This is a genomic window from Daejeonella sp. AP26 (assembly GCF_056680515.1).
The window spans coordinates 4,735,556-4,757,974 of sequence record NZ_CM155286.1 but is presented as its reverse complement, the minus strand read 5'-3'; the positions used below and the strand labels follow the sequence as shown (position 1 = coordinate 4,757,974).

Sequence of the window (22,419 nt, the reverse complement as noted above, 5' to 3'; positions counted from 1 at the left end):
TACTGCAGCTTTCTTACGAGTTAGTATCAAATTTTATTTTCTCACCTATCCAGGCTCTGGTGGCCTCCGTAAGTATCGGCATGAGATCTTGCTTTCCTGTTTTGAATGCATGATTCGCTCCTTCGATCGTTATCAGGGTTGCTAATTGAAGGGAAGCGCACACTTTGTCTATCAGCTCATAGGATGCCAGCTCATCCCTTGTACCTTGCAAAAAAAGCATAGGGACTGATACGGCTTTAAGGTGTTCGGCTCTTTCAATAGAAGGCTTTCCGGGTGGATGAAGCGGAAAGCCGAAAAAAATAATTCCTTTTACATCAGCAGCTGGTAGCGTTGACAAATATTGTGAACTCATTCTTCCTCCAAAAGATTTACCTGATGCAAATACTGGAAGTGAAGGAAACAATTCATGAGCCTTGGCAATTGCCACTTCGATGGTCTTGTGAGCTACCGCGGGAGAGTCAGGTCTTCGTTTTTGCTTTTCGACAAATGGGAAATTGAATCGAAGGGTCGCAATGTCTTTTACGGCAAGTGATTTTGAAATTGCCAACATGAACCCGTGATTCATTCCCGCTCCTGCTCCATGCGCAAGTGTCACTACACCGATTGGTTTATCAGGTGTGATCAACTCAGCTGAAACATCGCCGATTTCAGATGAAACGTGAAGGGATAGGTAGTGAGTGTTCATATTTGAAGAAATGAACCTTCCAAAAATTACGGAGTATACTCCCGGAAATCTTTGTTTAATGATTCAATACTCTCAGCTATAAGAATAAGCTAATCAAGTTACAAATACCGGATACTATAAACTTATAAACCCATACACTTATAAACCTATAACCCTATCTTCATTTATTTGTGTACTTCGAAAAAATCTCAAGTGTATAGGCAAACTTCCCCTGTCCGGAATCGTCAATTGGAAAGGCCCGTAATAATATTGATCTTGAAGAACTACGCGAAGAAATCTCAGTCTCCGATTTTAGATTATTAACAAACCTTGTAGCTTTGCGATCATCAGCCCGGATAGCCTTTTCAAAAATGTCGAATTGAGCCTTCGAGAAGAACACAAATGTCAGGGAGTATTTGGTAATTCTTCCATCTTCTTCGAGGTAAAGTGCAAATTGTTGTTTTTCGTTATTCGCCAAAGGGAACTCCCACAGAAAATACTTTGAATGAGCCTCTATTATCGGTTTGACAGGCTCAATAGTCCAGTTTGCATTTATCATCGTCAATTGTGAGGAAATGGGTTCAGGACGCTGTCCTTTTGTTTCGAGCCAGGTACTGAAAAGTTTGACTGCCTGGCTGAAATTAATAGATTGAGCGTTGATGCATGTAGTTGCAAATTGTAAAAGGATAATTAATGAAAGCTTTTTCATTTCGAGTATCAAGTTATATCTGACCAACTCAATCCTCAACCTATGAAATAGTAGTATCGCATAGAACTTCAGATTGTTAAGCCGTACTACTCCTTCCAGCTCACATTAATTTACGTATTATTTAAAAATTAAAAAAGGATAGTAATAGTCTTTTTTTGCTTAAAAAATATAGAGGTTTGCTCTTTTATTGGCTCGTGCCAGCCAACTAGCCGAACTCCGTTAATCGGTGGCTTTGAACGAATATGGAAATTTGCAATTGAAGGAAATGGGTAAGGGACGCACAAAAATCCGGAGGCGGGTCAATTTATAAGTTAAGTCATTTAATGTTCGCTTCTACTTAGTTTTGCTTCTTCACAAAATAATTCTGAATCAGAGAACCTATAAAAGCAAACAATAATCCATTGAGCACCGCAGCAATAACCACAACTCCTGGGGCGAGCTCATCTGCTGGTGGAATATTATCAAGAAAAATTATCTTAAATAACCATAGAAAACCGGCTACACCTAACACAAAACCGCTGATTATACCTGTCTTGTTTTTCACGATTGAAATCCTGATGATCTAAAGTTACGGGAAATATAAAAATTGAAAAAGCGCCGGAACCCTTTTAGATCGGGGGATTAATCCGGGCTGATGGCAATGTTCGTTTTTCCCGGGGTGGAGTTCTTACCCTTTCCATTTTAAAACAACATATTTAATATTCTTCCTGTCAAACGTATACGTAATATGAACAAGCCCGTCACTACTTTGTATAATCGCCGGATAACTATACTCTCCAGTCGCTGCGTCTTCAAGTATTGCGACCTCCTCCCATGACCTTCCATCCTTAGAAGATGCTATCCGAAGTTTTCCCCGGCCATTCCACCAGTCCTTACCCGGCAGATCCGGATTGTAAACAATTAACTGTGTGCCATCCTTCAAAGTAACTGCATCGGTTCCGGAATTGGGATTTACTAATTGTGTTTTTGTAAGTTTTCCCCAGGTATTTCCCCCGTCTGCAGACCAGGATTGAATCACATTTCCTTGTTTACTCCTGCATAAAATTTGAAGTTTATTATTCCCATACGCTAAGATGCTTGGCTGAATAACGTCATATTCCGAACCCGGATCTACAGGAATAGCCGTCCATGTTTGTCCTGAATCGACAGATTTCTCGATGTGGACCTTCCATCGTTCTTCAGACTCTTCTACACTCGATGGCGAAAGAATACTTCCATCCGCTAACTGAATTGGCTTGTTCTTAATGGGTCCCAGTATGCCTTTCGGTAATGCCTGAGGGGCCGACCAGGTCACACCGTCGTTGTCCGAGGTCTTCAACATGCCCCACCACTCCCGCGGATTGGGCCCAACTTTATAGAACAGGAATAATTTGTTCTCTCGTGGTTTAAACAAGACCGGGTTCCATGTTGGGTAGCGCAGGGAATCATTAACTACACCGTCGGCTACTTTGATTGGCTCTGAAATGCCATCTTTCTCTATGGTTGCCGTCCATATACTCACGTCCTTTTTCCCTTCCTGTGAACCCCCGAAGAAGGACAACAGTAGTTTTCCCGGTTTAAGCTCTGCAATAGTAGATGCGTGGCACGAATTAAACGGAGGATTTCTAAACACTTGCTCTTCCCTGATCTTTTTCCAGGAGCCTTGTCCAAAGAGAAGTGAGGTATTCAAAAGTAGTATCAGGCAAAATAAAAAGTGCTTGAACATATTGTTTTGTTGTGAAATCACACCTGAATATACTATAAGGGTGTCAATTGCTTATTTGTTCTTGCGAATCTATCTGGATGGCCTATTTGTCGCTATAATTCCCTCCGCAAGAGATTATAGTGTAAAGTAAAATATAGATCCTTTACCTACCGCACTCTTTACATTCATAAAAATAGCTTTATGGTATAATTCAACAATTCTACCCCACCGGATTTTCCGTGTCCGGGGACCACAGTTTCTATACCCGGATATTTTTGTTTCAGCTTACCCACTGTTTCGGACCAATTATGCACGTTTGCATCCTCCAAATTGCCTTTACCGGCGCCAACTTCTTTTATCAGACATCCCCCGAATAAGGCATTGCCTCTAGGAAAGTAGCCGATAATATTATCTTTCGTATGGCCTTCTCCCAGAAATTCTGCATATACCTTTTCATTGCCTGCACTAAGCATCAGTGAATTCTCAAAACCTTGTTGAGGAATTGCATAATCCTCATATCCTCTGGCTTTAAGTATCTGAATAGTCTGTTGGTTCGCATAGGATGGGATTTTGTTATCATGAAACGCTTTCAGTCCACCTACACAATCCGCGTGAAAATGAGTAGTAATCACTGCATTGATCCTGGAATTCAGTTGATTGGTAACAAACCTGATTAGTTCTGTTGAGCTCTGATTGTCGGAAGGAGAATCAAAAACAATTGCTTGATTTTGATTCAATACAATCATTCCGTTGCATGCGACTCTCCCAAAGCTTTCTGATTGCAGAAAAGTTTCATGAACATAAACATTCTTCGATATTTTGTGAATAACCAGGTCGTCCGTTTTATAAATAATGGAATCCATGGAGAAAACCAGATGCTCTCTTGAAACATCTGTATCAATTTTATTAGTGGCCTTAGCTGAACTTGCATTGGAGGTTGAGAACGGCCCCAGCCATACAAACAGCGTTAAAAAAACTTTAATCAATTTCTTTATCATGTTTAATAAGTATAGGAGCAAATTTAAAGTTCGTCATGAAAAATATCATTAACGTTAATTTCAAGTCTCAGCGATCAGCCACAACACCATTATGCACTATAAAATATCATTAATAAGTCTCTCTTAGCTCCTGTTTCACCTCATCAAATTCCTGCTGAATTTCCAGAGAAGTGTTGCCACCCATTGCCGAAACTATTACAATTGATAGCAAAGAGAAGCCAAATCCCGGGATCATTGAATATACCTCCTTATAGGAATGATCCATATATACCCACAGAAGAACAGTGATGCCACCAACCAGCATACCGGCAATAGCCCCATTCCGGCTTGTGTTTTTCCATAAGAGGGAAAGAAGGATGAGCGGACCAAATGCAGAACCAAAACCAGCCCATGCGTGACCCACCAACTCAAGAATACTTTCTTTAGGATTAAGCGATAAAAGCAGGGCAACAACGGCTACCAAAAATACCGATAGTCTGCTTACAAGCAGGAGTTCTTTCTCAGGGGCAGTTTTCCTAAAAAACGCTTTATAAAAATCTTCAGTCAGAGAACTCGAGGTTACCAGCAGCTGTGAGGAAATTGTGCTCATCACCGCGGCTAAAATAGCTGATAATAGAAATCCTCCTATAAAAGGATGAAACAAGGTTTTGGAGAAATAGATAAAAATAGTTTCAGGGTCGCTTATGCTTAAATTTTTGCCTTTCATGTATGCGATCCCAACCAGACCCACCAGCATAGCTCCTCCCACAGTAAAAATCATCCAGGTGATCCCTATCTTTTTTGCCGATCTGAGCTGCTTCACGGTATCAATTGCCATGAAGCGGACCAGGATATGCGGCTGACCGAAATATCCAAGTCCCCAGGCCATCAGGGAGAGGATTCCAGCGGTGGTGGTTCCTTCGAACAAACTCAGGTACTTTGCATCCTTGGCACCGATAGCCTCAAAGACGGGACTGACGCCTCCAAGGTCAGTGAATACTACGATTGGCACCAGGACCAGCGCCAATACCATAATGGTGCCCTGTACAAAATCCGTTAAGCTTACTGCAAGAAATCCCCCTAAAAAGGTATAAAGTACCACTACCGAGCTGGTAAGCCAGAGTCCGGAATTATAGTCCATCCCAAAAGCAGATTCAAAAAGTTTACCCCCTGATACCATCCCCGCCGATGTGTAGAGTGTAAAGAATACCAGGATGACCCCGCCAGAAATAAATCTGAGCAATTTCGACTTGTCACGGAATCTCTTCTCAAAAAAATCCGGGATTGTGATAGCATTCTGTGCCTTCTCTGTGTAAACACGTAAGGGTGGCGCCACGAGCACATAGTTTAGATAGGCGCCCATGGTTAGCCCGATGGCTATCCAGCTGGCGGAAATTCCCGACGCGAACATAGCGCCGGGCAATCCCATCAAAAGCCATCCGCTCATATCGGCGGCGCCCGCTGATAAGGCCGTGACAGCGGCACCCATTTTCCGCCCGCCCAGCAAGAACTCATCTACGTTAGATGTTGATTTTTTATAAGCATAAAACCCTATAGCTATCATCAATAGCATGTAGATGCCGATTGATATCATTTGATAAATATCCATTTCGTGTTGTAGTTCCGAAGGAAAAATTGAATGAGTTAGATTATTTGATTGCATTTATCCCAGCCGATTGCTCAGGATTTTTGCCTAAAAAATAATGTCCCAAAGAAAAGATAAAAAATCAATATCCCTGTAATACCGACGTTCTTCGTGATGGAATATTGCACTATAAAACCTTTTTGATAAACGCCATCATCCCTTTTTTGCAGGTGGGAAATTTGATATTGAAGCCTGACTAGCTTATTCCTGATGGACCATTTTACGAGCAATTATATTTCTTTCTCTTACAGTGGTAGTCTCTGCTATAAGCAATCCATAGGTGTAAAAAGATAAAAGTCAGTGGATTATCTTCCGCAGCCGCTACCTGGGGACGTAACGTACTTCAAAAAGGCAAAAATTAAGTGATGCCGACCCGGGGGAGACCATTCCTGCGTAAAACAATAGACAATCTTAATCAAACGCCCGCAGCTGCGTTACTTGCTAAGCTATTATTAAGGAGAATTTTTCTTTACTGACCGCAAAGCCCCGATAAATCGGACGGGTGAGAGGTGACTGGAGAGGGCGTCAGTAGAATATTTAACAGTTAGGGTTCCACACTTATCGGATATTTCTTTTTGTTATACCTCGCGTCGCGGTCAACTTATTATCTAAACTTTTAGTCGCAGCTACATTTGAGATATCTTTCGGACAGGAACTGCCAAGCTGATACTACCGATAATTTGAGCAAAAAAGTGGAAAATTACTAATTTGATAGTGGTACGTTGACCTGAGACCTTTCTTCGTAATCCTTTATAAGAACAAGCAGGAATTCCCGCTCTTCAAATTCCTCTGTACCTGGGTCTGCGGAAATAGTAGTAATTGCCTTATTGAGGGCGTCCCTATATTCAGATTTATTGTTTATTAGTTTCCAGATTTTCATAGCAGAGTATTTATTGTAACTAAACGAATTATGGATAGTTAAGTTTCCCGAACCCAAATTTATATTCGAACATTTTATCAACATATTAACAGTCTATTAGCCCACCGTTAACTTTAAAAAGAGTTTTACGAAGTTTATTAACGAACCGTAAAAATAAGCTACCTGTTAATTCTAATTCTATAACCTGCTAACTTTGTAATCCCGTAGCCTTATAGCCATACAACTCGATCCATACAACCATGGACCATATACTCGATAACCCGGTTTGGAATGCACTGATCTCGTCGAACAGTAATATGGCGATTGGTGATGACCTGGTCAAGTTGTTTCCCGCAGACGTGGCACCTTTTGCGGGTCTAAAACATTTTAGTCCCGCATCATTTAGTTCCTTATCTGACCTCCTATCACCTAACAGGACTGTCGTTATTGTTGCAGCGGGCAAAGTAAACATCCCTGACTATTGGAACCTAATTAACCAAATGGTTTTATTCCAGATGACGTGCGAAAGGCCAGAGGTTGCACTGAGGAGTGATAAAGACATTGTCCCACTAGAAGCAAAGCACATTTCCCAAATGATCGGATTGACTCAACTAACTAATCCGGGTCCGTTTTTAGAACGCACTATTGAATTTGGGAACTATAGCGGGATCTTTAAAGATTCTCAGCTGATCGCGATGGCCGGACAGAGGATGCATGTTAATAAATATATTGAAATCAGTGCGGTGTGTACGCATCCTGACCATCTTGGGAATGGCTATGGCACTGCTCTTATCAACAACCAGGCGGATCGTATTATTGCCGGGGGCGATACTCCCTTTCTTCATGTCAGACAGGATAACGCTACTGCCATTAAGTTATACGAACGCCTCGGATTTGCGATCAGGAAGGAAATGAACTTGTATGTGATTAGAAAACGGTCTGATGAATGATGCGTTCAAATCGTTAAATTTACTTTTATAGGTAATCCTCTGTTCGAAAAAGACGAAAAATACCCTGACATAAGAATGTATTGCTGAATCCGGAAACATTAGTATTGTTTAGGTCGTGATTCAGGATACATCGTGCAAACCATCGTTCAAACAGTTAACATTCTAATATGAAGAAAATAATAATTATAACCATTACTCTGTTTTTAGCGCTGAATGCAACGGCCCAGATATCGCTAAGCAAGATCAAATCAGCGGTAAAGGGTGAGCAGCTGACGGCTGATGAAGTTGGACAGGGTTTGAAGGAGGCCTTGACGGTGGGAGTTTCGAAGGGTTCCGACCTGGTGTCGCAGGTTGACGGATTTTATAAAAATTCAGCTATCCACATTCCATTTCCACCTGAAGCAAAAAAGGCAGAAGCGACGCTCCGACGAATAGGTATGGGCACGGAAGTAGATAAGTTTGTACTCGCCCTGAACAGGGCGGCAGAAGATGCTGCCACCGAAGCAAAGCCTGTGTTTGTTTCCGCCATCAAACAAATGACTATTCAAGATGCCTGGGCTATTCTTCGGGGGGAGGATGATGCCGCTACCCAATTTCTCAGTCGCACTACTTCAACGCAACTGAATGAAAAGTTTAAGCCTGTAATCCAAAAGGCCTTGAACAAGACTAATGCGACCACGCTCTACTCAAATCTGATTAATAGTTACAACAAAATACCGCTAGTACAGAAAATTAATCCCGCCCTTGACGAGTATGCAACGCAGAAAGCCATTGACGGCTTATTTGTGGTAGTAGCACAGGAGGAGAAGAATATCCGGCAAAATCCTGGGGCAAGAAGTACTGAGCTGCTGCAGAAAGTTTTTGGGGCAATGAAATGAGGGTTGTGAAGATACTCACCTCCTCTCTAACGGCTTAGAAGTGCGAATCCCTCACTTACTCATAAACATTAGCACGTCTACTCATTAACATATTAAAATCCAACTAAATTCCAGTTCCTCTGTCAGAATTTAGATTTGTTCAGTGAATATCAATGACCCTGCCTTCAGTCGCATAATCCAACTTAATATGCTGCAGATTGTCCAGCATTTCAGTATCAAAATGCGTAAGCAGAATCTTTTTGTGTTTGAGCCGCGGCAAGTTCTCTTCAAGCTGGGTGTAATTGAGATGTCCCTTTACCTTGCGACGGTAAAAATCACACTCGCAAATGAACAGATCGCTATCCTGCGAAAGGGCAATCAATGAATCTGTCCACTCTGTATCCCCGGAATAGCTAATGATCTTCTCGTCAATAATTATACGAACCCCATGCGGAGAAGCCTGTTCGGTATGAATAACCGGGAAAGCCTGTATTGTTACCTGCTGCCTGGTAACAGATTCGTAGGGCTGATACTCTATAAATTCAACCTCCACTTTATCTACCAATCCTGAGCCGGGATATAGCCGGTCCGTAAGATTGGTTACTCTATCCTGACAGCCAAGCGGCCCGAAGATGATAAGTGGTTTAGTCTGACCAAATGTTGCCAGCTCAAGAAGTAAAAAAGGAACACCACCAAAATGGTCGCCATGAAAGTGTGATAAGATAACCTGATCTATTTGCTTCAGGTCTGTGCCATACCTTTTGAGGGCGGGCAATGAGGTAGATCCACAATCAATCAGAATATCTACTGACGAACCCCGCATATGAAAACAGGTATTTATTTGCCCTCCGCTTCCAAAAGCATCGCCGCATCCAATAATCTGTAATGAAACGCTCATAGGCTAAACGGAAACATGATGATGTCTGATAAATTTCAACAGGTTTGTGCTACCCCCGGGTCACAAGCAAGTAAAGGTGTAATCAATAACAAATGGTTTTGAATGATGTTTTTTCAAGAAGCCCGGTTCTTTTTTATTCCCCTGCGAACCTTTAGATTTAAGATCAGAAAGCCCCGCTACATGATGAAACCGATCAATCATAATATAAAAAGACCCATTAATCTTTTTTTTTACCTTTCTTTAGCAGGAAACTCGAATCAGATACGGACCTTGTATCAATTTTGAGTAAACCTCTAACCGCCCGACGCTCAATTTAACTTTAATAATGGATACTGATCGTATAGGAAAACACAAGAAATTAGAAGATACAACAGATCCGGCACTCAACATACAAGCACATACTTTATTTAATCATTTGCCGGTAGCAGTCTATACTTGTGACAAGTTTGGGCATATTACTTCCTATAACCGGGCTGCTGCCTTACTGTGGGGCCGGGAACCTGAACTGGGCCGCGAATTATGGTGCGGTGCCTGGAAATTATATAATTCCCTCGGACAGCCCCTGGCCCCGGACCAATGTCCAATGTCAAGGACAATAAAGGAAGGTATTGCCATTGAGGGTGAAATCATTATTATCGAACGCCCTGATGGGACGAAGATTAATGTAAGACCATACCCTGTTCCCACCTTTGATTCTGCGGGACTGGTAAACGGAGCAATTAACACGTTAGTCAACCACGACGAGATCATAAAAGCCGAAGAGAACCAGGCGTTGCTGGCATCGATAGTCAACTCATCAGACGATGCCATTATTAGTAAAACCCTGGGCGGAGTTATTACCAGCTGGAACAAGGGGGCAGAAAGAATTTTCGGCTATACAACGAATGAAGTTCTTGGTAAACATATCTCTATTCTGATTCCAGCTTCACGAATACAGGAAGAAACCACTATCATCAGTAACATTGCAAACGGCGTCAAAGTAGACCACTTTGAAACGATCCGGCTGGCAAAGGGTGGCCGTGAAGTTCCAATTTCCCTTACAGTCTCCCCGTTGATTGATAGCACCGGGAAAGTAATTGGAGCCTCAAAAATTGCCCGCGATATCAGCGAAAGGAATATTGCTGACGAAATGCAGGCTTTACTCGCTGCTATTATTGAAGGCTCTGACAATGCCGTTATCAGTAAATCCCTTGACGGCATAATCGGAAGCTGGAACCTGGCTGCAGAGAAAATGTTTGGCTATACTTCTGATGAAGTTTTAGGGAAGCATATTTCACTTTTGATACCACCTGACCGACTGGCCGAAGAAAATGTGATCGCGGATAAGATTACCGGTGGAAATAAAGTCGAGCAATTTGAAACTACCCGATTAACAAAAGGCGGACGGGAGATCCAGATCTCTCTATCTGTTTCACCGATTATGGATAAAAAGGGCCAAATAATTGGTGCATCCAAAATCGCCCGCGACATCACCCAAATTAAAATTGTGGAGGAAAACCAAGCGGCTCTCGCAGCCATTGTCGAAACTTCCGATGATGCCATTATCAGTAAAACGTTGAAGGGAATAGTTACCAGCTGGAATCTTGCTGCTGAAAGGATGTTTGGCTACACTCGCGCTGAAATGATCGGCAAACATATTTCGCTCTTGATACCGACGGACCGGCGCCAGGAAGAAGACTTGATTATTGGTAATATTGCTAAAGGCAAGAAGGTAGATCATTTTGAAACCATTCGACTGACTAAAGATGGCACTGAAATACCAATCTCCCTAACGGTTTCACCCGTGACCGATCTTAGGGGAAAAGTGATTGGCGCCTCCAAAATTGCCCGTGACATAAGTGAACAAAGAAAAAACCAGGCAACTAACGAACGGCTTTTCAAAGAAATTAAAGAGTTAAATGAGAAGAAGGACGAGTTTATCGGCATTGCCAGTCATGAACTTAAAACACCGCTAACCAGTATTAGCGGGTATCTTCAAATACTTGAAAGGTTAGAAAGAGATGGCAACAGCAAAAAGTTTTTAGAAAAGACCATTCACCAGGTGAATAAATTGACTGGCCTGGTATCTGATATGCTCGACGTTTCGAAAATCGAGGCTGGTAAACTTCATTATTCCAAAGAGAACTTTGATATCAGGGCAATGTTAGATAGTGTGCTGGAGCTTATTGAACATACCCATGCCGATCACGACATCGTTTTGCGAACTACGGACCAGAGTTTATATGTATACGGTGATGAACAGCGGCTGGAGCAGGTTGTGATCAATCTCCTCACAAATGCAATCAAATATTCATCAAGCCCTGCAAAGATCAACTTGTCACTTAGTGCAACCGACCAGGAGGTAACTATTAGTGTCACCGATTCGGGTTTTGGAATAGCAACCGACAAGCTTCCTCATGTTTTTTCAAGATTCTACCGCGTTGAAGACAGAAATTCTACCATATCAGGATTGGGAATCGGTCTTTATATATCCAGCGAGATCATCGGACGACATCAGGGGAAAATATGGGTTGAAAGCGAACTGGGGAAAGGAAGCACCTTCTGGTTCTCCATTCCACGTGTGGAATAAGAAAACAAAGTATCCTTTAATTCTGTCATCCTCAGTGCCCGGCATTTTAAAACGCAAAGAAATGAGATGACACTCAATATTGTCATTGGTAGCGGAGTCGAAGGGAACAGCTCCGGGTAAGATTCTCTATCAAAAACTCCGTGGAATTTGGGTTCTGTTCGTTGAGAGTCGTTCTTCGACTCCGCTCAGAATGATAGGTTCCAACGACTACAGCGATAACGTCCAAAACCTCTTCCATCAGGCCTGATTTTTATGCTCCAAATATAGAATCATAATGTTCCCAGCGGTCGTTCTTCGGCTCCGCTCAGAATTACAGGTTCCGTCAACAATAAAGCTAACGCCCAAAATTTCTTTCACTCCGCTTGATCTACATCCTTCACCATAAGAACATAATGTTCCCGCCGGTCGTTCTTCGACCCCATTCAGAATGACAGGTCCATCAGGCATTGAGCAAGAGAAGTATTCAGACAAAAGCCACTCTCGTGTCCTTAAATATTTCCGGATGATATCCGGCTTAGCGTAGTGATCAGTTTTAAAATTTAAGCCCAAAGGATATATAAGGCTGCGTTCCCTCTTTTGAAAACGCCACCAAACCCTGAAGGAGGATTAATTCTGCAGGCACAATATAGACTCCTCCTCCATATCCGTGATGCCATCTCTCTGAGCTCTCACCAGGGGCCCATACACGCCCTATATCATTAAAACCAATAATCCCCACAGATCCGGGGGTGATGTAGGAAGTAAAATCGAAAAGCTTGGTTCGAAGTTCCAGGTTATGGTAGATCATTGATTTCCCGGTAAACCGGTTGGTACGAAATCCCCGAAGGTTTTGCACTCCACCCAATTGCATCTGTTGAAAGAACGCAGGATCGCCCACCGTAATTCCGCCGCCTATACGATTGGTCATGACGAAACTGGTATCCCGGAGCAGGGCGACATAAAGATTCAGGTCATATGCGACCTTTCCATAAGTATCCGTATTCCCATTCCACTGTTTCATCAGCCGGACCTGGGTATTCCAGTACATCCCTCCCCAAGGCAGCACAGTCCCCATGCGGGTATCGTGATTTGCTCCCGCCACTATACCAGAGAAAATTCGCTCGCCAAAGACATCCTCTTCTGGATGAACTGCATCGTATTCATTAAAAAAACGGGTCAGGTTATTTGCTGATGAACTGGTATAATATTCAGCTCCAAGTCCGGCACTTACTTTTATGCCATTCAACCAATTGTTATGCAACCTTACATCCCCGGTAATATATTCAAATCGATTGCGGTAGTAGTCTATTCTCCGGTCGCCCTCATCCCGGAATTCTGTTTCATTCCCAACGCCGAAAAAATTGCTGACATATCCCGGCCCTCTTGAAATCAGATCAATGGACAAATCGTGGCGGCCTACAGCTCTTTTAAATTCCCCCGAATAGTTAAATAAAAAGGAGTTTCGGCCGGTTGAATAGTTGCCCCAAAGCTCATGTTTGATGGCATAGGGAGCTCGCCTGAATCCTTGTTTCTCAGAGATAATTCCCAGACTCAGCAGCAGTCCAAGATCGGCGCTGAAATTCGCCAGAACCATCGGCCCCTTTCGATTATATTTAAATGCCAGCCTGTTATAATCGTGAACCGCACTATCAGCAGAAAGCCGTATACGGGCCTGGCTTTTAGGAGGAAGAATATTCCTGGCAGCCGGTTGATCGTATATGTAAATCTTACTTTTATTCTGAAGATCCTTATCGACATAGAAGCTATCTGCCTCAGGACCGCCTATCAGCCGAACCCTGATCGGTGATGGCTTATCGCCTCTCACAGCGAAAACGTTTTGGGAACCAAATCCGTACATTCTGACCTCTTGGGTGATCCCGGGATGAAATGTGCGATCGTACACCTTACGCCCTTTGCTTCCATCTTTTTTTATGTTGCTGACTTCAATTTCAATCTCCCCATCATCCTTATTTATAATTTCAAAATATTCCGGTTTATTCGATGCGGGGATATCTACCGTTTTACTTAGAAATTCATAATACTCAAGAGCCTGACGCCCAAGATTCCCCCTTCTGCTTCTCATGTTCAAGGCAATTTCCTCACCTGAAATCGCATAGATCGTATCCGGCATCAGGCGAAGCGACCGGGTGATCAGTTCATCGGTAATTGTTTTTTGGACATAGTCGATCTCTTCCTTCCAGTCCTTTTCATTTAATGCATTTAAAAAGTATCGGTCAAAATAACGCGCGTTGAAATTCCAGCCTTTAATATCCCTGATCTCCCCCTCGTAAGGCTGGAACTTAGATTTAAGCCATTGATGAGAAACTATCCATGGAAACAAGCCGGAAGTTTTATAATAAACCTGATCACGGTCGCGCGGCACGGGAGTATAAACCGTTTTCCCATTTTCATTAACTTGCTGCCATCTCCACTGATCTTCATGACGGTCCCAGTCGCCGAGCAACATATCCAGTAGACGGGCCCGGAGAACAATCTTCTGATCGGTAGTATGATCATTGTCGTCCATAAGCTCCTTCTGAACTTTTGCTGTATTATCGGTGTCGTTTATATCAAGCGGTTCGCGTTCCTCCAACAAGTAGACAGAATTAGCGAACTCACTCCGCCATTCGCCTAGGCCGGGATCGTCTGCTAGATAAATTATTTCAGGATTAGAGTGAGGAATCCCAAGGGCTTTAGCAAATGAAGGCACGGTTAACGAGGCATAGGGATGGCCGGAAGATACCTGGTCCTGTAAGATATCCCTGGCAACCGTAGCCCGCAGATTCTCGGGCAGACCCCGTTCGGGGTACTTTTGAATAGTCCTTAACACCCATTCTCTACCGTTAGAGTCCTGAAGCCTTAAAGACCTTGTCTGCAATCCACCTCCCTTCTGCAGGATCTTTAATCCTCCCCTCTCAGTATTCAAGCTAAGTACTCTCAACTTAACCGGAGCAGCCCATAGTTTTCGGTGACTTTCGCCAAACAGGAAGCGATGCAGATTACTCACCTTATCATATTGCGGCGCAATCCGAACCGTAATGCTGTCGGCCACCTTATTCTGAGCGAAGCTCGCAAAGGATAATAAAATAGAAATGAAAAGGATTGAACAAAAACAGACCTGGCGGATAACGTTGATGAGCGATAACATTTACGTTGATCATTAAAGACATATACTATTCCGGAACTTAATGTTAAAATAAGCAAATTTTTAAAAGAGGCATAATATGGGCTTCTAAACAAAGTGATTTAGGTGATTTTTTTGTAGTAAAATAAGGCTGTTATTGATCGTTGATCAGTTTAAACTCAATTGCATCCGGTTTTACCGGGAGGCAATTACATTGATTTAAAAGCTCGTAGCTTAGCCAAAGTACTGCCTGTGAAAGAAATTTTCGACTAATGTTAATCCAGGGAAGCATCAATAGGCAAATTTGTTAAGTTGCCGACCTCACTGGTGAAACTTTTTGTTGCCCCGGGCTTATCTAAAGAGTCCCGGAGTGGTCAAAAGCTTTTATATATTAACTTCTATCCGTGATCCCGGTCACCTTTCCTTCTTCGAAAACAAATTCTGAATTACCAGTCATACTGATAGCAGTGCCACCCTGGCCTCCATTTGCAGGATCATCACTGAGAATCCCCGTGAAATCAATTCGTACTTCTGCAGTGTTGTCCTCGAATTTGATATCAATGATCTTCTGTTGGCGTTGTTTGAATAGCTTTTTTGCTGTTTCAGCCTGAGTCTTAAAGTCAGATATCCCCCTGATCTTCAAATTAACCTGACCATGATAAATGTTCTCAAAAAGGATATCATCATCGAGATCCCGCAACATTCCATCTGAATCAAAATTATTGTAGGCGGCAACGTAGTTTTCAATGATTTCCTTACAACGATTACTATTCATGATCTTAAGAAGTCTTAAACTAGTTTGATGAAATAAATATCTCAACTTCAGCATCATCCCAATCCTCGCTTCGGTCGTCATAAACCTCGAAATCAAATTTATAGGCTCTGTCTATTGCAGACTGCCAGATCTTCGACCAGCATTCGGATAAACAATGGGGCATTTCCCCTCTTGCAATAACCCGCGAGTAATTTTGTGATGGGATAATTAAACGGTCCATCCCCGCTGGAACCTTCGTGCCCGGATTCACTTTACAGCCAATAAAATAACGAAAAGGCTTGTTGTAATCTCCTTCATAATCGAAGTACACTGCATAGATCGCGTCGCTCAACAGGTCTGGGATACGGTGCGCAAAACCACCGGTTTCAAACTTTTGCCATAAACTTCCGCAATCAATACCTGACTGCCCCGCTTCATTACAGGTCTTTTTACCCAGCCTGAGCCCGATCAGCTGAAACTCCCCCTTCGTTGTTTTTTCCATATCGGTTATTTTCCAAGACATTAAAACCAGTTATATAACAAAATATGATCCTTATTGATGGCTTGTAATAGGCGGCAGTTTTTTTATTAATACTGCACTAATATAATCTATTAATATAGGAAATATCCTCGAAATGCCGGATTTAAAATACTTTGGAAATGTGGTCCCAGGTAGCTATAATCAAAGATGAGCACTAGCTAAATGACTTTGTGCCGCTGCTGATCAGTTCTTCCTCACCCGGTGCTTCAGCTTCACATTAAGAAAACAGGACTCCTGCAATCCGGAAGTGGAAGCAGAACTATTTAGAGCTGAAGAAAGTGCTGGTTATAGAGAAATAGTTGTAGGATAAAAAGAGTAATGTTAAAAGACTGCTGGTTAAAACTTTATAGCTAAGATTCGCGAGCGGCCAGGAGATCGCCTTTGTAACTTTGGTCACGTGTATAGATTACCTTTGACACCTTTGTATTCTCTAAATTAAATTAATGGAAATACTGGGCTACGTTTTAGCTGTAATTGTTGGTTTATCATTAGGGTTGATTGGTAGTGGCGGGTCTATTCTAACGGTACCTATACTGGTATACGTGTTAGGGATAAACCCCGTGCTGGCAACGGCTTATTCTTTGTTCATAGTGGGGTCAACCTCACTGATAGGCGGAGTCCAAAGTTCGCGGCACAAGCATGTTGATTTTAAAACAGTGTTCATCTTTGGCATTCCCTCGGTTGCAGCGGTTTACATAACCCGCATGTGGCTGGTGCCAATGATCCCGCAGGAGATATTTTCAATAGGTTCGGTGGTAGTAACTAAATCTATAGCACTGATGTTGTTGTTTGCGGCAGTGATGATCTTTGCTTCGTGGAGCATGATCAGGCCGGCAAGAGTGTGTGACCGGGAAGAAACGACTCAACTTCACTATAACTACCCGCTGATTTTAGTTGAGGGCCTGATTGTCGGGCTCCTAACAGGATTGGTCGGTGCCGGCGGCGGATTCCTCATCATTCCAGCACTTGTTTTATTGGCGAAGATGCCTATGAAAATGGCTGTGGGCACTTCACTCTTCATTATTGCAGTAAAATCGCTGATCGGCTTTGTAGGCGATGTACAGGGAGAACAGGTTATAGACTGGAAGTTATTGGGCAGCTTTACCGCCTTTGCGATTGCCGGCGTATTCGCTGGTATTATGCTATCAAAAAAGATCCCTGGTGAAAAACTGAAAACAGCATTTGGCTGGTTTGTACTGGTCATGGGGATCTACATTATTATTAAAGAAATATTTTTCCCGGGAGAACATTAAACCCGAATATTTCACCTTGGCAAAAAAGAATGGGAAAGACCTTTCACCAATGTCTTTCGGGCAAGTAGTGAAAGGTTGCAGGCTCAAATTCCTATTCATCATGAACATTGTAAAAATAGTCAGATCAAACATAGGTTTCATTATCAGGCTTATTCTCCTGGCAATTATCACGTTTAGTCCTAAGGTAAAAGGCCTGGTTATGACAGGGCTGGTGAGCACCGGCTAATTTAATCCGGATGTGAGCAACCTTAAACGCGGGCAAGCAGGAAATAATGGAGCCGCGCCTGCCCTGCCAATTGTTTCTTCGGTCTTATTTACCTCCTCTGAACGAATAACAACAAACCTGACAAACCTGAAGGGTAAAGCGATCTTCCTTAACTTCTGGACTACCTGGTGCCCTCCCTGCATTGCCGAGTTGCCCCCAGTGAACAGATTATACAGCAAGTTAAAAGACAACAAAAACATCGTTTTATGATGGCGGATGCAGATGACAATTTTGAAAAGGCAACTGCTCTTATGAAAAGAAAGAAATTTGACCTGCCTATTTTATTCCCCTGCCGGTTCAATACCTGAGCACTATGCAGAAGGAGCCTGCCCACCACCATAATCATCAACAAACGGGGATAAATTGTATTCGCTTATGAAGGGATGGCTAATTATGATACACCTGATATGGAAAATTTCTCAGTGACCTGGCCCGATAGGGTAATTAGGAATTGAGAATTATGAATTGTCTTCCCTCTTAATAAAATCGCGGTACCAGAGTCCGGAGGCCTTGATAATTCTTTTTTGGGTTTGGAAGTCTACATGTACTAATCCGAAGCGTGGATGGAAACCCTCTGCCCACTCGAAATTATCAGTTAAAGTCCAGACGAAGTAACCCTTCACATTCACTCCCTCGTTCTTTGCCCGCAGCACCTGCCTTATGTGATCTTTCAGGAAATTGACCCGTCTTGTATCGTGCACCTGCCCCCCGACCACCTCATCTGTAAAAGCAGCGCCATTTTCAGTTACGACAATTTCATTAATGCCAGAATACTCACTAAATTTTTTCAGAGCATGATAAATTGAAGGGGGATAAACCTCCCAGTTCATTAGGGTATGTTCTACCACTCGTTTATCAGCCTTAATTATTTTTGCCTTTACAAAAGGCATGAAGGGAGCATGCTTAACCACCTCGCGGGTGTAGTTCTGCAAACCAATGAAATCCATATTGAATGTCAGTTTGTCTTCATCACCTGCGCTCATATAACGCTCTATACGATTCAATATCTTTAATTCCTTCGTTGGGTATCCCAAACCAAGTAAAGGCTCCAGGAACATCCGGTTCAACAGGGCATCTACTTTTACTGAAGCGTTTACATCACGATCCCTCTGGCTGAATGGTTCGATATGCGAGTAAGAGAAGGTTGTGCCTACATTGCTGTCACTAATCAGAGCTTTTACGATCCTTCCGCCCTCCGCCTGGCACATCGCTGCATGATGGGATGCGGCCAGAAAATTTCCTAATCCTTTCTTTCCCGGAGCATGCACTCCCAGAAAATACCCTGCACCGGTGAAGACCATAGGTTCATTCAGAATGATCCAGTTTTTTACCCTGTCGCCGAACTGCTTTACGCAGACCTCGGTAAAATAACTAAACCAATCGATTACTTCCCTGTTCGTCCACCCTCCTTTTTGCTGCAGTGCTTCGGGCAGATCCCAGTGATATAATGTGATCCAGGGCTCTATTCCCAGCTCGAGACAAAAGTCGATGATCCGGTTATAAAAGTCGATTCCGTGATGATTAATAGCGCCGACGCCCTGTGGAAGAATGCGGCTCCAGGATATGGAGAACCGGTAATTGGTAATGTGTAATTTATAAAGTAAGGTGATATCATCCGAATAACGATTGTAGAAATCGCAGGCGATATTGCCATTGTGATTACCCGCAATCTTTTTGCGCTTTTTAGAAAAAGTATCCCAGATCGATAGGCCCTTACCATCTGCATCATGACCGCCTTCTATCTGATAGGCTGCCGTGGATACTCCCCATTTAAAATCCTGACCAAAATCCTCTTTTGTGAATTGCATAGATCAGCGCCCGGTTTGGTCGAAATTGTCCAATACCGCTTCCTTTAATTTTTTTACTGTGAGAGCCGTTTCAACGGTTGCAGGATCCAAAAAGGTTGCATCATTCCTGTGCTCCCGAAAAATGTCATCCACTATGCTTGCGGTAAGATCAGGATAACTCACCTCGATCAGGTTATTTGATTCGGTCCAGAGCTTTATTCTGTCAATATGCTTCTTCTTCAAACTTTTCAGCACCTCTACTCCCATGGCTTGCAGCGCCGCAGCATTGCATTGTTGTTCGTATTGCCCTTTCATCGGAATTACCATTAGTTTCTTTTTTAAAAATAACGCTTCGGCAGGTGTTTCAAAACCCGCCCCGCAAAGAATTCCGGTGCAGTTGATCATGCTGTCGATAAATAAATCGTTATTAACCCGACGGATGTGGACATTATCTTTAACATACTCCTTGTCACTATGTTTACTGAATACCTGCCAGTTGATCCCAGGTATTTCAGTCAGTACCTTTATGATGCGCTCATCATTATAGGCAGGCAGGTAAACGGTGTAATGGCCTTTATCTCCCGGAAACACGTCCCGCACCTGGCTGCGAATTACAGGAGTAGCAATATTTACGTCATATGCCTCAAAATGAAATCCATAGGCTTTTGAAACCGGGGCGTAATTCTCCAGGATTGATTTTCCAATACGATCTTTTTCCAGCGGCTTAGGACTTTTAGGATTTATTACCGCCGCCTGGTGACTTAAGCCGATACACGGTTTGCCAATGATCTTACAAGCCCAGGCACTAACCGGCTCAAAATCATTAATAACCAGGTCATACTGTTCAATCGGCAAACTCTTAATTTCCTTAAACAGCTTTCTGATATTACTCTTTCGGTAAGTAGCCAGCAGATCAACTCCACCTTTTTTACCGAAAATAAAACTCAGACCATTAAACTTATATTTGATGGGATACGGGAGCTCTACATCAGCCTGTATACCGCTCACTAATATATCCAGTTCACCTTTTTGTTGAAGAAGCGGGATGATATCGCGAGCCCTGCTTAAATGTCCATTGCCTGTTCCCTGAATTGCGTATAATATCTTCATTTGATTTGTTGTAAAACAGATGATAATCACTGAGAGCCAGCTTTTTCCAGATTAGATGCAAATTGCGAATTTTTATTATTTCAATTTGCTCCGGGAATGTCAGACATTCAATCGCATCAGGTTGAATTCTGCCAGCATATTATCGAACAATTGATTATTAGTTAACTCCTCATCAATCGTGTGCTTGTACCTAGCCTCCGCCATCTCCCTTTCGTCAAACTTGTAAATTACCCATTCGTTGTTTACATATTCCAGCGCCGTTAGATTTTCAATCCAGTCGCCGCTATTTAAGTAAATAATCTTTCCACGTTCATTGGAAACTTCTCTCATTTCAGGATGATGGATATGGCCACACACCACGTAGTCGTATTGATTACTTATGCCAATATCTGCAGCTGTCTGTTCGAAATTATTGATGAAACTAATGGCCCCTTTCACGCTGTTCTTTATTCTTTTCGAAAAAGATAGCTTTCCCTTCCTGAATACCTTTTCGAGAATAAAATTAGTGAGACGATTGATGAGGATCAGGCCATCGTAACCGGCGGCACCAAGCTTAGCCAGCCATTTACTGTGCTGCATGGTGACATCAAACACATCGCCATGAAAAAACCAGGCTTTCTTACCATCCTCAAGATCAAGGACCACTTTGTTAAGGATAGTAAACGAACCCATTTTGAAACCGACAAACTTCCGAAGCATCTCATCGTGGTTACCGGTAATGTAATAGATCTTAACGCCCTTGCTCATCCAGCCCATCAAATGCTTTACAATCTTCATATGACTTTGGGGCCAGTAACTTTTGCTAAACTGCCAGACATCAATAATATCGCCATTCAAGATCACCACCCTTGGCTTCACGCTTTTCAGGTAATGCAGCAATTCCTTAGCATGGCAGCCATAAGTGCCCAGGTGGATATCCGACAATACCAGTATATCCATTTTTCTGCGTTTCACTTCCTTCATTAACTGGCCTTTAGAAATTTAAAGGGCGAGCAGAACGACGAAATTTTGTAAAGAAATACGCGAATGCTAATTTGAAGCAGGAAGAATTTTAGACTTTTCATAGGTCATGATTTAATGATGTAAATCTTTCTTAGTCAGCTATGTAAAGTAAGGGGTACAAAAAGAAGTAATTGTTACCAGAATATTAATTAACAGTCAGAATCATTTGGGCTGACCTTCGCGGTTTTCAATCCTAAAATTTTAATATTGACATAAAAGTGATTTAGCCCAGTCAAGGTCAGTTGCGCCGTTATTCTTAACTTCCAGAAAGTATTCCGTTTGCCAGCTTTTTGTCTTCGCTGCCTGCTTATTGGTCACGGTGTCCCATGACGGATATACCCTGATTCCGCGCTTTCCATTTTTACCATTACAGCTAATAATCCCATTTTCAATTAATAGCAATTTGGGAAGAATAAACTGGCCGATATTTTCGCCCATTCTTACGGTAATAATGATGAAATCTATATCGTCGGCATCATCAAAAGGTTCCGTCACTCCATCTTCGCTTCTTTTCCAAATAGTCACAAACTGCCCAGCTTTTGTGGGTGTAATTTTAGAAACGCGGTGCTGGATTAACCTGCTGTTGAGTTCAAATGAACAAGCTCCGTATTCAACACCTTCCTTACCGATTTTTAAGTTTGACAAAGAAATACCAGCGGGATCATAAACGAGGTCTTTCACAATTTTCAGATCGGGATGAAATGAATTTATTTCGTTAATGGTGGTTTCTGATGCCATTCTCAAAAGATCTCGTTTGTGTGTCGACCTCCTGACATTACTTCCAGGCTTAAC

At 42.6% G+C, this 22,419-nt stretch carries 21 protein-coding genes; 6 read left to right on the top strand and 15 right to left on the bottom strand.

Annotated elements, in window-relative coordinates:
- Nucleotides 1-13: 13 nt before the first annotated feature.
- From AC1MCB_RS20310 to AC1MCB_RS20280, 7 genes are all read right to left on the bottom strand, one after another.
- The gene (locus AC1MCB_RS20310; RefSeq protein ID WP_479966556.1) at nt 14-685 is read right to left on the bottom strand and encodes an alpha/beta hydrolase family protein; all 672 of its coding nucleotides are present in this window, start codon (nt 683-685) and stop codon (nt 14-16) included.
- A 160-nt stretch (nt 686-845) separates the two neighbouring features.
- Nucleotides 846-1,373 (bottom strand): hypothetical protein, encoded by a 528-nt coding sequence (locus tag AC1MCB_RS20305; protein WP_479966555.1) that lies wholly within the window; start codon nt 1,371-1,373, stop codon nt 846-848.
- 337 nt (nt 1,374-1,710) lie between these two features.
- Nucleotides 1,711-1,917: a hypothetical protein gene (locus AC1MCB_RS20300; RefSeq protein WP_479966554.1), complete on the bottom strand. Its 207-nt coding sequence runs from the start codon at nt 1,915-1,917 to the stop codon at nt 1,711-1,713.
- Nucleotides 1,918-2,040: 123 nt separating this feature from the next.
- On the bottom strand, nt 2,041-3,078 hold the full coding sequence (locus AC1MCB_RS20295) for a sialidase family protein (RefSeq protein WP_479966553.1): 1,038 nt from the start codon (nt 3,076-3,078) through the stop codon (nt 2,041-2,043).
- Nucleotides 3,079-3,242: 164 nt separating this feature from the next.
- A complete protein-coding gene (gene bla, locus AC1MCB_RS20290) occupies nt 3,243-4,055 on the bottom strand; it encodes a subclass B1 metallo-beta-lactamase (protein WP_479966552.1) in 813 nt (270 codons plus the stop codon).
- Between the two features lie 109 nt (nt 4,056-4,164).
- Complete coding sequence (gene putP / locus AC1MCB_RS20285; protein ID WP_479966551.1) at nt 4,165-5,643, bottom strand: sodium/proline symporter PutP; 1,479 nt, start codon at nt 5,641-5,643, stop codon at nt 4,165-4,167.
- 739 nt (nt 5,644-6,382) lie between these two features.
- Nucleotides 6,383-6,559 carry a hypothetical protein gene (locus tag AC1MCB_RS20280; protein WP_479966550.1) on the bottom strand — a complete coding sequence of 59 codons (177 nt, stop codon included), beginning with the start codon at nt 6,557-6,559 and terminating at the stop codon, nt 6,383-6,385.
- A gap of 239 nt (nt 6,560-6,798) precedes the next feature.
- Here AC1MCB_RS20280 and AC1MCB_RS20275 point away from each other — a divergent pair, with 239 nt between their 5' ends.
- Together AC1MCB_RS20275 and AC1MCB_RS20270 are read left to right on the top strand one after the other, a co-directional pair.
- The gene (locus AC1MCB_RS20275; RefSeq protein WP_479966549.1) at nt 6,799-7,488 is read left to right on the top strand and encodes a GNAT family N-acetyltransferase; all 690 of its coding nucleotides are present in this window, start codon (nt 6,799-6,801) and stop codon (nt 7,486-7,488) included.
- A 167-nt stretch (nt 7,489-7,655) separates the two neighbouring features.
- Complete coding sequence (locus tag AC1MCB_RS20270) at nt 7,656-8,366, top strand: DUF4197 domain-containing protein (RefSeq protein ID WP_479966548.1); 711 nt, start codon at nt 7,656-7,658, stop codon at nt 8,364-8,366.
- Nucleotides 8,367-8,505: 139 nt separating this feature from the next.
- Here AC1MCB_RS20270 and AC1MCB_RS20265 read toward each other — a convergent pair whose 3' ends face one another.
- Nucleotides 8,506-9,243 carry an MBL fold metallo-hydrolase gene (locus AC1MCB_RS20265; protein WP_479966547.1) on the bottom strand — a complete coding sequence of 246 codons (738 nt, stop codon included), beginning with the start codon at nt 9,241-9,243 and terminating at the stop codon, nt 8,506-8,508.
- 325 nt (nt 9,244-9,568) lie between these two features.
- Here AC1MCB_RS20265 and AC1MCB_RS20260 point away from each other — a divergent pair, with 325 nt between their 5' ends.
- Entirely contained in the window at nt 9,569-11,812 is a 2,244-nt protein-coding gene (locus tag AC1MCB_RS20260) for a PAS domain-containing protein (RefSeq protein WP_479966546.1), read from the top strand.
- Nucleotides 11,813-12,344: 532 nt separating this feature from the next.
- Here AC1MCB_RS20260 and AC1MCB_RS20255 read toward each other — a convergent pair.
- From AC1MCB_RS20255 to AC1MCB_RS20245, 3 genes are all read right to left on the bottom strand, one after another.
- Entirely contained in the window at nt 12,345-14,939 is a 2,595-nt protein-coding gene (locus tag AC1MCB_RS20255; protein ID WP_479966545.1) for a BamA/TamA family outer membrane protein, read from the bottom strand.
- A 367-nt stretch (nt 14,940-15,306) separates the two neighbouring features.
- Nucleotides 15,307-15,690, bottom strand: a complete 384-nt coding sequence (locus AC1MCB_RS20250) for a nuclear transport factor 2 family protein (RefSeq protein ID WP_479966544.1) — start codon at nt 15,688-15,690, stop codon at nt 15,307-15,309.
- Nucleotides 15,691-15,709: 19 nt separating this feature from the next.
- The gene (locus AC1MCB_RS20245; protein ID WP_479966543.1) at nt 15,710-16,192 is read right to left on the bottom strand and encodes a GyrI-like domain-containing protein; all 483 of its coding nucleotides are present in this window, start codon (nt 16,190-16,192) and stop codon (nt 15,710-15,712) included.
- Between the two features lie 461 nt (nt 16,193-16,653).
- On the opposite strand from AC1MCB_RS20245, the gene AC1MCB_RS20240 reads away from it, so the two are divergent.
- From AC1MCB_RS20240 to AC1MCB_RS20230, 3 genes are all read left to right on the top strand, one after another.
- Nucleotides 16,654-17,463: a sulfite exporter TauE/SafE family protein gene (locus tag AC1MCB_RS20240; RefSeq protein WP_479966542.1), complete on the top strand. Its 810-nt coding sequence runs from the start codon at nt 16,654-16,656 to the stop codon at nt 17,461-17,463.
- Nucleotides 17,464-17,563: 100 nt separating this feature from the next.
- Nucleotides 17,564-17,689, top strand: coding sequence for a hypothetical protein (locus AC1MCB_RS20235; RefSeq protein WP_479966541.1), 126 nt, complete (start codon nt 17,564-17,566; stop codon nt 17,687-17,689).
- Nucleotides 17,690-17,701: 12 nt separating this feature from the next.
- Nucleotides 17,702-17,938: a TlpA family protein disulfide reductase gene (locus AC1MCB_RS20230; RefSeq protein ID WP_479966540.1), complete on the top strand. Its 237-nt coding sequence runs from the start codon at nt 17,702-17,704 to the stop codon at nt 17,936-17,938.
- 248 nt (nt 17,939-18,186) lie between these two features.
- On the opposite strand, the gene AC1MCB_RS20225 is transcribed toward AC1MCB_RS20230, so the two are convergent.
- The 4 genes from AC1MCB_RS20225 to AC1MCB_RS20210 form a co-directional block, all read right to left on the bottom strand.
- The gene (locus AC1MCB_RS20225; protein ID WP_479966539.1) at nt 18,187-19,536 is read right to left on the bottom strand and encodes a GH1 family beta-glucosidase; all 1,350 of its coding nucleotides are present in this window, start codon (nt 19,534-19,536) and stop codon (nt 18,187-18,189) included.
- A 3-nt stretch (nt 19,537-19,539) separates the two neighbouring features.
- Entirely contained in the window at nt 19,540-20,625 is a 1,086-nt protein-coding gene (locus AC1MCB_RS20220) for a glycosyltransferase family protein (RefSeq protein WP_479966538.1), read from the bottom strand.
- Between the two features lie 99 nt (nt 20,626-20,724).
- Nucleotides 20,725-21,588, bottom strand: coding sequence for a UDP-2,3-diacylglucosamine diphosphatase (locus AC1MCB_RS20215; protein ID WP_479966537.1), 864 nt, complete (start codon nt 21,586-21,588; stop codon nt 20,725-20,727).
- Nucleotides 21,589-21,828: 240 nt separating this feature from the next.
- A complete protein-coding gene (locus tag AC1MCB_RS20210) occupies nt 21,829-22,365 on the bottom strand; it encodes a MepB family protein (protein ID WP_479966536.1) in 537 nt (178 codons plus the stop codon).
- Nucleotides 22,366-22,419: the final 54 nt, after the last annotated feature.